Consider the following 8,888-nt stretch of genomic DNA (forward strand, 5'->3'; position numbering starts at 1 on the left):
TTCAGCAGTGTTCAGCGTAAATGTATCAGAACAAGCTCTGCTCTGTAAACAAGCGTACACTCCAGGGGGCGGTGATGCCGTTGTAGAAGGCCAACCCCAAAACGGGCAGGCTGAGAAATCCATAGGCAATCTGAGCCAAAGGGATCCCGAGGGCATCGGGGATGAGGCTGTTGTCTCCCAGAGGGGCGATGAGCAGCAGCTTCTGCCAATGGTGGGGCTGTAGGCGGGCCGAGCGCAGCACAAACCCTGCCGAGAGGGAATTGGCAATGACGTGACACGGTCGCCCGATCACCTCCTGGACAAAATCCCCGATCATCTCGGCGTAGAGACTGCCGGTGTACTTCAAATCTGGACGTTCTGAGTTGCCCCACCCCAACAAATCCAGAGCATAGACTTGATAGTGCTGCCCCAGCTCCGCCATAATGGCACGAAACTCATAGCTGGAGGAGCCTGCCCCAATGCCGTGCACCAGCAACAACGGCTGGCCGGATCCCATGACCTTGTAAAACAGGCGATGACCCCGCCAGAAGTGGTGCCTTTCCTCTCCCGGCAACAGGCTCTGCAGAGGCTGAGTTTGGGAAGAGATCCAAGCGTTGAAAACGGCTAGAGCACCCAAGCCGCCGACTGTAGCCCAGAGGCTGGTCTTGAGAACTTGGCTCAGCTCCTTCATGCTCAGCAGCCCGGCTGGGGAACCTACTTTTTCTTGAGGCGGTAGGTGATGCGCCCTTTGTTGAGGTCATAGGGGCTCAGCTCCACCTTAACCCGGTCGCCGGGCAAGATCTTGATGTAGTTGCGGCGAATTTTGCCGGAGATATGAGCGAGCACGTTGAAGCCGTTGTCCAGATCCACTCGGAACATGGCGTTGGGCAGGGATTCGGTAACGACCCCCTCCATTTCAATGGCATCTTCCTTAGACAATGAGCCCTCCCAAAAACGACATAACAAACAACAGAACAATCCACAGCCGCGACGACACGCGCTGTTAAGAAATGAAAATATACTCCATCTCTTCTATCCTAACCGTTGCAGTCCTTCATCAGGGGATCCCTTAGGACTGAAAAGGCGTGCGATCGGTCAAAATTTCTGCTCCAGACTCGGTGACCAAGACCGTGTGCTCAAACTGAGCTGACCAAGAGCCATCTACTGTGACCACCGTCCATTGGTCTGGCAACACTCGGGTTGCCTCTCCCCCCGCATTCACCATCGGCTCAATGGCCACTGTCATGCCGGAGCGCAGCTTGGGATTGGGCAGATCGCGGGTGCGATAGTTGGGAAACTGCGGCTCCTCGTGCAGGTTGCGCCCCACCCCGTGACCAACATACTGCTTCACCACAGAATAGCCCCGCCCCTCGATGTAATCTTCAATGGCACCCGAGACATCCTGAAGCCAAACGCCGTGGCGCACACAGTCGATGCCCGTCTGCAGGGCTTTGGCCGCAGTATCGATCAGATCCCGAGCTGCGTCGCTCAGGGGTTCCAGGCCGATGGTGATACAGGAGTCCGCATGCCAGCCCTCGACGATGGCGCCAAAATCCACCTTAACCACATCTCCCGGCTGCACCACTTTGCGGGGACTGGGGATCCCGTGCACCACCTCATGGTTGACACTGACACAAACGCAGGCGGGAAAGCCGTAGTAGCCCTTGAAACTGGGCAAAGCATTGAGTTGGGCCACCCGTCTCTCAGCATAGGTATCGATATCTGCCGTAGTCCAGCCCGGCTCTAGGCGCTCCGCGATCTCCTGCAATACTTGGGCCACCACCCGACCGGCCCGCCGCATTTTCTCCACTTCGCGGCGAGATTTGATCTCAATAAGCTGCATGCCCCGCCGCTGGGAGGGATTTCCAGCTCCTGCTCTGATCACGCCGTCCTCCTGAAGCCTTCCAAAAGAGCCTGCAGATGTTCCTGTACGGATTCCACCGGCTGGTTGCCGTTGACCCGTTGCAAGCGCCCCTTGGCCTCATAAAAATCGATCAGGGGAGCCGTCTGCTGCCGATAGACCTCCAGCCGCTTGAGAATTACTGACCGATCCGCATCATCGCTGCGCCCCTGTTCCTGGCCACGGGCCAGCAGCCGGGCCACCACCACCTCGTCGGGCACCTCCAAGTTGAGGACGTAGTCGTAATCTTGTCCCAGCTCTTGCAGCAGCTCTTCCAAGGCCTCTGCCTGGGCTAAGGTGCGAGGAAATCCATCTAGGATCCAGCCCTGCTCTGGAGATTGCTGCAACTGCCCCTTCACCATTCCGATCAGCACCTCGTCGGGCACCAGCTCTCCCGCATCCATGTAAGCTTTGGCTTGGCATCCCAGCGGTGTCTGAGCCTTGACCTCGGCCCGCAGCAGATCGCCCGTGGAAATTTTGGGCGTGTGGTAGATGGCCGCCAGCCGCTCCGCCTGTGTACCTTTGCCCGCCCCCGGCGGCCCCAGAAAGATCAACCTCGGCACTACTGTTTGACCATCCCTTCGTAGCGTTGTGAGATGACATAAGTCTGGATCTGCTTGGAGGTCTCAATCGCCACCCCCACCAAAATCAGCAGCGAGGTCGCCCCCAAACCTTGGAAAGTGGTGATGCCGGTTGCCCGTTCCACCGTCGTCGGGATGATGGCCACCGCGCACAGGAACAAAGCCCCCAGCAGCGTCAGCCGGTTGAGGATCCCTTCGACATACTCGGCAGTGGCCTTGCCCGGGCGTACCCCTGGAATGCTGGCCCCCATCTTCTTCAAGTTTTGAGCCAGATCCACCGGGTTGATGAGCAAAGAGGCGTAGAAGTAGCTGAAGAAGAGGATCAGCACGAAATAGAAGGGAATGTAGAACCAGGAGGTGGGGGATAGGAAGTTGGCCACCTGCACCAAGGTCAGGTTTTGGGTGTACTGGGCCAAGGCCAAAGGCAGGGACATCACCGAGTAGGCAAAGATGATCGGCATCACCCCCCCTTGGTTTAGCCTCAGGGGCAGATAGCTTTTCTGCTCGCGGAACAGCTTGTTGCCCACCTGGCGCTTGGCGTAGACGATCGGGATCTTGCGGCTGCCTTCTTGGACAAAGACAATGCCGACAATGGTGACCAAAAAGATTGCCAGCAACAGCAAGATGCCACCGATAGTGCTGCTATCGGCACGGGCCAGGCTAATAGTCTGTCCGAGGGCACGGGGCAGAGTGGCAACAATGTTGACGAAGATCAAGAGCGAAGGGCCACTTCCCACCCCTTTCTCCGTGATCATCTCTCCCAGCCACATCACAAACAGGGATCCTGCCGCCAGAGCCAAGGTGGTGGAGGCCATGAAGGCCAACTCATTGGTGGTACTGGCAAACTCCCGCACCCAAAAGGAAATGCCAATGCCCTGGATGATGGCCCAAACCAAGGTGACATAGCGGGTGTACTGAGAAATCTGCCGCCGCCCCTGTTCTCCCTCGTTTTTCTGCAGGTTCTCCAAGGCTGGAATGGCCGAGACCAGCAACTGCATGATAATTGAGGCATTGATGAAGGGCAGGATCCCAAGGGCAAAGATCCCCAAAGCAGAAATCCCCCCGCCGGAGAAGACATCCAGCAAGCCAAACACAGGGCTGTTGGCAGCTTCGGCAGCAAAGCGGGCCCGATCGATACTGGGAATGGGGATGTAAATGCCCAGTCTGACCAACAGCAGCAAGCCCAAGGTGAGAAACAGACGGCTGCGCAGGCCAGAGGCCATAGCCATCTGCATAAAGGTCTCTTGGGCAGAGGGGGCGGAACCTCGTGTGTCAACCATAGGGAAGAGAATCTCGCGGGAGCAAAAGGTAAGGTGAGCTATCTACCACTCTACGCTGCCGGTGGTGCAGTCGGCAAAATCAAAGTAAATCCAGAGAAAGTGCAACTCAGCAACTTCCCACAGAAGCCGGCCAGAGCAGCGGGAAGGGGCGGTCTAGGATCCCAAGATTTCCACCCGACCTCCAGCTGCCTCGATCTTGGCTTTGGCTGAAGCGGTAATAGCCGCCGCCCTGATCGTCAGGGGCACGCTGACTTCCCCATCTCCCAAGATCTTCAGCGGGCCATCGTTGGTGGTGACGATCCCTCGTTCCATTAAGCTTTGCAGGCTGACCTCGCTGCCGGCAGGCAGATCCGCCAAGGCGCGCAGGTTGACCAGGGTGTATTCCAGACGCCGCGTGTAGCGGGGGAAATGCTTAAGCTTGGGCAAACGCCGGTAGAGGGGAGTCTGCCCCCCTTCAAAGCCGGGCCGTGTACTGCCCCCCTTGCGGGCCTTTTGCCCCCGCATCCCCTTGCCACAGGAGGCTCCCTGTCCAGCAGAGACGCCACGACCTAGGCGCCGCCGCCGCCGCGTCGAACCTGCTTGAGGCCGAATGTCTTCCAGTCGCATGGCTACCTCTAGCTCACTTGCTCGATATACCTGTCCATCACTTGCCAAGTAGGCGGCGCACATCGATGTCTCGGTCTTGGGCCACCTGCTTGAAGGTACGCATCCGCCGCAGCGCATCGATGGTAGCACGGGCATTGTTAAGGGGGTTGCTGGATCCCAGTTGCTTGGCCAAGCTGTTGCGTACTCCTGCCAGCTCCAGAACGGTGCGGACTGCCCCCCCTGCAATGACTCCTGTGCCAGGAGCTGCTGGCATGACCAAGACAGTGGCACCGCCGCCTGCCCCCTGCATGGGATGGGGTACGGACAAACCTTTGGTGAGGGGCACCTCAATCAGGTGTTTTTTACCGTCCACAACTCCCTTGCGCACTGCTCCGATCACATCGTTGGCTTTGCCTACGCCAACCCCGACTTGGCCGCGCTCGTTGCCGACCACCACCACAGCGCGGAAGCTCAACTTCTTGCCGCCCTTGACCACCTTGGTGACGCGGCGAATCTGGATGACCCGCTCTTGCCACTCCGTGGGCTGCTCTTCGCGGTTTTTTTTGCTTCTGCGACGTTCCCTCTGCTCAGCCATGTGCTATGTCCTCAGTAGCTAGAACTGTAACCCTGCTTCTCGGGCAGCTTCTGCCAAAGCCTGAACGCGCCCGTGATAGAGCTTGCCCCCCCGATCGAAAACCACGCGGGAAATGCCCATCTGTAAGGCTCGTTCAGCAACTGAGCGGCCCACCAAGGCAGCCGCTTCTTGAGTGGCTGTCCCGGTTTCTTTGAATTTTTCGCGCAGCTCCGTGTCCAAGGTGGAGGCGGAGGTTAAGGTATGCTGGGCTACATCGTCGATCACCTGGGCGTAGATGTGTCGATGGGAGCGAAACACGGCCAGGCGAGGCCGCTCGGCAGTGCCAAAGACCTTGCGGCGAATGCGTCGATGACGACGTTGGGTGGTGATTTTGCGGCTGGTTTTCATAGGACTCCGTCCCGCTTTCGCAATGGGCTATTTACTTCTTCGCTTTCCCGGATTTACCCGCCTTGCGGCGAACTTGTTCCCCTAGATAACGGATCCCTTTCCCCTTGTAGGGCTCCGGAGGCCGGACGGCTCGGATACGGGCGGCAGTATTGCCCACTAGTTCTTTATCTGTGCCTGAGACAACAATGATGTTGTTTCCCTCAACGGCAATTTGGATGCCGGGGGGAAAGGGGATCTCCACAGGATGGCTGTAGCCAACGTTCAAAACCAACTTGCTGCCTTGGATGGCAGCCCGGTAGCCCACGCCCACCAATTCCAGCCGCCGCTCAAATCCCTTGGACACTCCGTCTACCATGTTGGCGACCAAGGTGCGGCAGAGGCCGTGCAGTTGGCGGGCAGGACGAGAATCGTTGAGACGGCTGACCGTGAGCATCTGAGCGTTTTGCTGGACTGTGATCAAGGGCGGTAAACTGCGGGACAGTTGACCTTTCGGGCCTTTCACTGCAATGTGTTGGCCGTCGATCTGGATCTCCACCTTGGCAGGAAGGGCGATGGGGCGTCTACCAATACGGGACATGGGAAAAACTCCTGACCAGAGAAAACTTAATGTCTAGTAGACAAGGCAGAGGACTTCGCCGCCAATGCCCTGCTTACGAGCCTCCCGGTCGGTCATAATGCCGTTGGAGGTGGAGATGATGGCAATTCCAATTCCTCCCAGCACTCGGGGCAGCTCTTTGTGGTTGCGGTAAACCCGCAGACCCGGTCGGCTCACCCGCTTTAGACCATTGATGATGGGCCTGCAGTTGCGGCCTTTGCCTTTGTACTTCAATCGCAACACCACCCGGGCTTGGATCCCTTCTCCCTCCTCTTTCCATTCGCTGACAAACCCTTCCTCATGAAGAACGCGAGCGATGCTGCGGGTCATGCGTGTGGCCGGAACTGCCACCGACTCGTGCCGAGCCATGGTGGCATTGCGAATGCGGGTGAGCATATCGGCGATCGTGTCGTTGGTGTGGGCCATCGGTGGGTCAGTGCTCCTCGGAAGATCGATGCAGATCAAGAAAAGTCAGGGTGGGCAACCTAGGAGGCAAAGGGCATGCCAAACGCTTTGAGCAGGGCACGGCCCTCTTCGTCGGTTTTAGCAGTGGTCACAATGGAGATATCCATACCTCGCAACTGATCTACAGAGTCATAGTTGATTTCGGGAAAAATCAGTTGTTCGCGGATGCCCAGGGTGTAGTTGCCTCGTCCATCAAAGGCTTTGGGGCTGACGCCGCGGAAGTCACGGATACGGGGCAGAGCAATGTTGATCAGGCGATCCAAAAACGCATACATGCGCTCCCGTCGCAGGGTCACCATCAGGCCGACAGGCATGCCCTTGCGAATCTTGAAGCTGGCAATTGCCTTCTTGGCGCGGGTGATCACGGGCCGCTGGCCAGTGATGGCGCTGATCTCGGCAATGGAAGATTCCAGAGCCTTGGCATTTTGGGAAGCTTCCCCCAAGCCGCGGTTGATGACGATCTTCTCCAGGCGGGGCACCTGGTGGATGTTGGTGTAGCCCAACTCCTTTTGCAGCTTGGGGACGATGACGGTGTTGTAGAGGATTTGCAGACGTTGGGGCATGGTGGCTTCTCCTTGCGGCTCTGGGCTGGGTCAGAGCCAAACCAATGATGGAAAAAAGAATGTAATGCCTAGTCGAGGATCTCGCCTGTTTTCTTAAGGACGCGGACTTTGCGACCATCGGCGGTGATTTGATAGCCGATGCGGCTGGCCACTTCCTGCTTCTTGGAATAGGCCATCACTTTGCAGACGGGAATGGGGGCTTCCTTGGTCTCAATCCGGCCACTTTCCCCTTCTCGCTGAGGTTTGCGGTGGTAGGTAACAATGTTAACCCCTTCCACCAAAACCATGTTGCGTTCGGGAAAGACCCGCAGCACCTCGCCGATTTTGCCTTTGTCATCGCCGGAGATCACCTGCACGGTATCCCCTTGCTTGATACGCATTTTGTAGCGCAGGCTGTTGCGGTGCTTGCGAATGCCCGGTCGCCGAACTAAGCGCCGAATTTGGCTGGGTTTGAGGGAGCGAACCATCAGAGTACCTCCGGGGCAAGGGAGATGATCTTGGTGAAGTTTTTCTCCCGCAGCTCACGGGCTACAGGGCCGAAAACGCGAGTTCCACGGGGATTGCCATCATTGTTGATGATCACGGCAGCATTGTCGTCGAAGCGGATGCACATGCCGTCAGGGCGACGTACCGTATCGACGGTGCGGATAACAACGGCCTTGACAACATCGGATTTTTTGACGGGCATGTTGGGCAAGGCATCTTTGACGACGCCGATGATCACGTCGCCCAAGCTGGCGTAGCGACGGCCACTGCTGCCCAGCACGCGAATGCACATCATTTTGCGGGCGCCTGTGTTGTCGGCCACCGTCAGCATGGTTTGCTGCTGAATCATAGTTTCTTCACCTCCCTCAGGATTTCGGCAACTTGCCAACGCTTGGTGCGGCTGAGGGGACGGGTTTCCGTGATGCGCACCAGATCCCCTTCTTGACAGCGGTTTTCCTCGTCGTGGGCCTTAAACTTCTTGGTTTTGACGACGATTTTGCCGTACTTCGGGTGAGCGACCCGATTTTCTACGGCAACAACCACCGTTTTTTGCATCTTGTTGCTGACCACAATGCCAATCTTCTCCCGAACAGCCATTACTCCTCCTGGGTTGGGCGTTTGCCCCGCTTGCGTTCTGCCTCTACAGTTAACAGTTGCGCCAGCTTGTGCTTGCGCAGCCGGATGAGATGGGGTTGGTTCAACTGCCGCGTGGCCTGCTGCAAGCGCAGCTCAAACAGCTCTTTCTTGACGGCGTAGATCTCGTTGCTCAGCTCTTCATCCGATAGGGCACGGGCATCGGCGATTTTGGGCATGGGCATAGCTGGACTCTCCTCATACGCTGCTGGTGGCCACTTCTGAAACTGTTGCCTGGCCAGGCTCTGGCTTTTCAAAGTCGGCTTTGGTTACAAACTTGACTTTAATGGGTAGCTTCTGGGCGGCAAGGCGCATGGCCTCGCGGGCGATGGGCTCTGCCACTCCCCCCATTTCGAAGAGGATACGGCCCGGCTTGACGACACAAACCCAGTACTCAGGGTTGCCTTTGCCGGATCCCATGCGGGTTTCAGCAGCTCGCTGAGTAACGGGCTTGTCGGGAAAGATGCGAATCCAGATTTGGCCACCCCGCCGAACATAGCGGGTCATGGCTCGACGGCTGGCCTCGATCTGTCGAGCTGTAATCCAGGCGGGTTCTAGGGCCACAAGGCCGTATTCCCCAAAGTTGATGCGGTTGCCACGGGTCGCTTTGCCTTTCATGCGCCCGCGCTGTTGCTTGCGGTACTTGGTGCGTTTGGGGCTTAACATGGCCGTTCCTTAAGTCAACTGCGATAGGGATCCCTGGACGTTCCGGTGTTGGCCCTCAGGCCTCCTGAGCCGAGCGATCTTCAAAGGTGGGCCGCCGCCGCTGCTGCCGACGTTTGGGCTGTTGCAGGGGAAACTTCTGTTCGTGGCGTTCCTGCCCGGGCAGAACTTCCCCT

The 8,888-nt window shown here is 57.8% G+C and carries 16 protein-coding genes; all 16 read right to left on the reverse strand.

Going from position 1 to position 8,888, the window contains the following annotated elements; genetic code table 11:
- Nucleotides 1-25 precede the first annotated feature (25 nt).
- The 16 genes from NW856_RS08280 to rplP all read right to left on the reverse strand — a co-directional run bounded on the left by NW856_RS08280 (nt 26) and on the right by rplP (nt 8,715).
- Nucleotides 26-670 (reverse strand): alpha/beta fold hydrolase, encoded by a 645-nt coding sequence (locus tag NW856_RS08280; protein ID WP_414399801.1) that lies wholly within the window; start codon nt 668-670, stop codon nt 26-28.
- A gap of 23 nt (nt 671-693) precedes the next feature.
- Entirely contained in the window at nt 694-918 is a 225-nt protein-coding gene (gene infA / locus NW856_RS08285; protein WP_011434173.1) for a translation initiation factor IF-1, read from the reverse strand.
- Nucleotides 919-1,048: 130 nt separating this feature from the next.
- A complete protein-coding gene (gene map / locus NW856_RS08290; RefSeq protein WP_414344308.1) occupies nt 1,049-1,822 on the reverse strand; it encodes a type I methionyl aminopeptidase in 774 nt (257 codons plus the stop codon).
- 38 nt (nt 1,823-1,860) lie between these two features.
- Nucleotides 1,861-2,442, reverse strand: a complete 582-nt coding sequence (locus tag NW856_RS08295) for an adenylate kinase (protein WP_414355939.1) — start codon at nt 2,440-2,442, stop codon at nt 1,861-1,863.
- Nucleotides 2,442-3,740: a preprotein translocase subunit SecY gene (gene secY, locus NW856_RS08300; RefSeq protein ID WP_011434170.1), complete on the reverse strand. Its 1,299-nt coding sequence runs from the start codon at nt 3,738-3,740 to the stop codon at nt 2,442-2,444. Before secY ends, NW856_RS08295 begins: the two co-directional genes overlap by 1 nt.
- A 153-nt stretch (nt 3,741-3,893) precedes the next feature.
- Nucleotides 3,894-4,346, reverse strand: a complete 453-nt coding sequence (gene rplO, locus NW856_RS08305; protein WP_414399802.1) for a 50S ribosomal protein L15 — start codon at nt 4,344-4,346, stop codon at nt 3,894-3,896.
- A 37-nt stretch (nt 4,347-4,383) separates the two neighbouring features.
- Complete coding sequence (rpsE, locus tag NW856_RS08310; RefSeq protein ID WP_011434168.1) at nt 4,384-4,920, reverse strand: 30S ribosomal protein S5; 537 nt, start codon at nt 4,918-4,920, stop codon at nt 4,384-4,386.
- 18 nt (nt 4,921-4,938) lie between these two features.
- The gene (gene rplR / locus NW856_RS08315) at nt 4,939-5,307 is read right to left on the reverse strand and encodes a 50S ribosomal protein L18 (protein WP_414349593.1); all 369 of its coding nucleotides are present in this window, start codon (nt 5,305-5,307) and stop codon (nt 4,939-4,941) included.
- Nucleotides 5,308-5,338: 31 nt separating this feature from the next.
- A complete protein-coding gene (rplF, locus tag NW856_RS08320; RefSeq protein WP_011434166.1) occupies nt 5,339-5,884 on the reverse strand; it encodes a 50S ribosomal protein L6 in 546 nt (181 codons plus the stop codon).
- A gap of 33 nt (nt 5,885-5,917) precedes the next feature.
- On the reverse strand, nt 5,918-6,328 hold the full coding sequence (gene rpsH / locus NW856_RS08325; protein WP_011434165.1) for a 30S ribosomal protein S8: 411 nt from the start codon (nt 6,326-6,328) through the stop codon (nt 5,918-5,920).
- Between the two features lie 59 nt (nt 6,329-6,387).
- Nucleotides 6,388-6,930, reverse strand: a complete 543-nt coding sequence (gene rplE, locus NW856_RS08330) for a 50S ribosomal protein L5 (protein WP_414355946.1) — start codon at nt 6,928-6,930, stop codon at nt 6,388-6,390.
- Between the two features lie 68 nt (nt 6,931-6,998).
- Entirely contained in the window at nt 6,999-7,397 is a 399-nt protein-coding gene (gene rplX / locus NW856_RS08335) for a 50S ribosomal protein L24 (protein ID WP_414399803.1), read from the reverse strand.
- Entirely contained in the window at nt 7,397-7,765 is a 369-nt protein-coding gene (gene rplN, locus NW856_RS08340) for a 50S ribosomal protein L14 (RefSeq protein ID WP_011434162.1), read from the reverse strand. Before rplN ends, rplX begins: the two co-directional genes overlap by 1 nt.
- Nucleotides 7,762-8,013 carry a 30S ribosomal protein S17 gene (gene rpsQ, locus NW856_RS08345; protein ID WP_011434161.1) on the reverse strand — a complete coding sequence of 84 codons (252 nt, stop codon included), beginning with the start codon at nt 8,011-8,013 and terminating at the stop codon, nt 7,762-7,764. Before rpsQ ends, rplN begins: the two co-directional genes overlap by 4 nt.
- The gene (gene rpmC / locus NW856_RS08350; RefSeq protein WP_414399804.1) at nt 8,013-8,234 is read right to left on the reverse strand and encodes a 50S ribosomal protein L29; all 222 of its coding nucleotides are present in this window, start codon (nt 8,232-8,234) and stop codon (nt 8,013-8,015) included. The genes rpsQ and rpmC overlap by 1 nt, the downstream gene beginning before the upstream one ends.
- 13 nt (nt 8,235-8,247) lie before the next feature.
- Nucleotides 8,248-8,715, reverse strand: a complete 468-nt coding sequence (gene rplP, locus NW856_RS08355) for a 50S ribosomal protein L16 (RefSeq protein ID WP_414399805.1) — start codon at nt 8,713-8,715, stop codon at nt 8,248-8,250.
- Nucleotides 8,716-8,888: the final 173 nt, after the last annotated feature.

Source organism: Synechococcus sp. R3-13, assembly GCF_047462195.1.
GTDB lineage: Bacteria > Cyanobacteriota > Cyanobacteriia > Thermostichales > Thermostichaceae > Thermostichus.

Bases quoted from the DNA above. Each gene is read 5' to 3' on its own strand.
- NW856_RS08280 (WP_414399801.1), bottom strand. From the start codon at position 670: ATGAAGGAGCTGAGCCAAGTTCTCAAGACCAGCCTCTGGGCTACAGTC.
- map (WP_414344308.1), bottom strand. From the start codon at position 1,822: ATGCAGCTTATTGAGATCAAATCTCGCCGCGAAGTGGAGAAAATGCGG.
- secY (WP_011434170.1), bottom strand. From the start codon at position 3,740: ATGGTTGACACACGAGGTTCCGCCCCCTCTGCCCAAGAGACCTTTATG.
- rplO (WP_414399802.1), bottom strand. From the start codon at position 4,346: ATGCGACTGGAAGACATTCGGCCTCAAGCAGGTTCGACGCGGCGGCGG.
- rpsE (WP_011434168.1), bottom strand. From the start codon at position 4,920: ATGGCTGAGCAGAGGGAACGTCGCAGAAGCAAAAAAAACCGCGAAGAG.
- rplR (WP_414349593.1), bottom strand. From the start codon at position 5,307: ATGAAAACCAGCCGCAAAATCACCACCCAACGTCGTCATCGACGCATT.
- rplF (WP_011434166.1), bottom strand. From the start codon at position 5,884: ATGTCCCGTATTGGTAGACGCCCCATCGCCCTTCCTGCCAAGGTGGAG.
- rpsH (WP_011434165.1), bottom strand. From the start codon at position 6,328: ATGGCCCACACCAACGACACGATCGCCGATATGCTCACCCGCATTCGC.
- rplE (WP_414355946.1), bottom strand. From the start codon at position 6,930: ATGCCCCAACGTCTGCAAATCCTCTACAACACCGTCATCGTCCCCAAG.
- rplX (WP_414399803.1), bottom strand. From the start codon at position 7,397: ATGGTTCGCTCCCTCAAACCCAGCCAAATTCGGCGCTTAGTTCGGCGA.
- rplN (WP_011434162.1), bottom strand. From the start codon at position 7,765: ATGATTCAGCAGCAAACCATGCTGACGGTGGCCGACAACACAGGCGCC.
- rpsQ (WP_011434161.1), bottom strand. From the start codon at position 8,013: ATGGCTGTTCGGGAGAAGATTGGCATTGTGGTCAGCAACAAGATGCAA.
- rpmC (WP_414399804.1), bottom strand. From the start codon at position 8,234: ATGCCCATGCCCAAAATCGCCGATGCCCGTGCCCTATCGGATGAAGAG.
- rplP (WP_414399805.1), bottom strand. From the start codon at position 8,715: ATGTTAAGCCCCAAACGCACCAAGTACCGCAAGCAACAGCGCGGGCGC.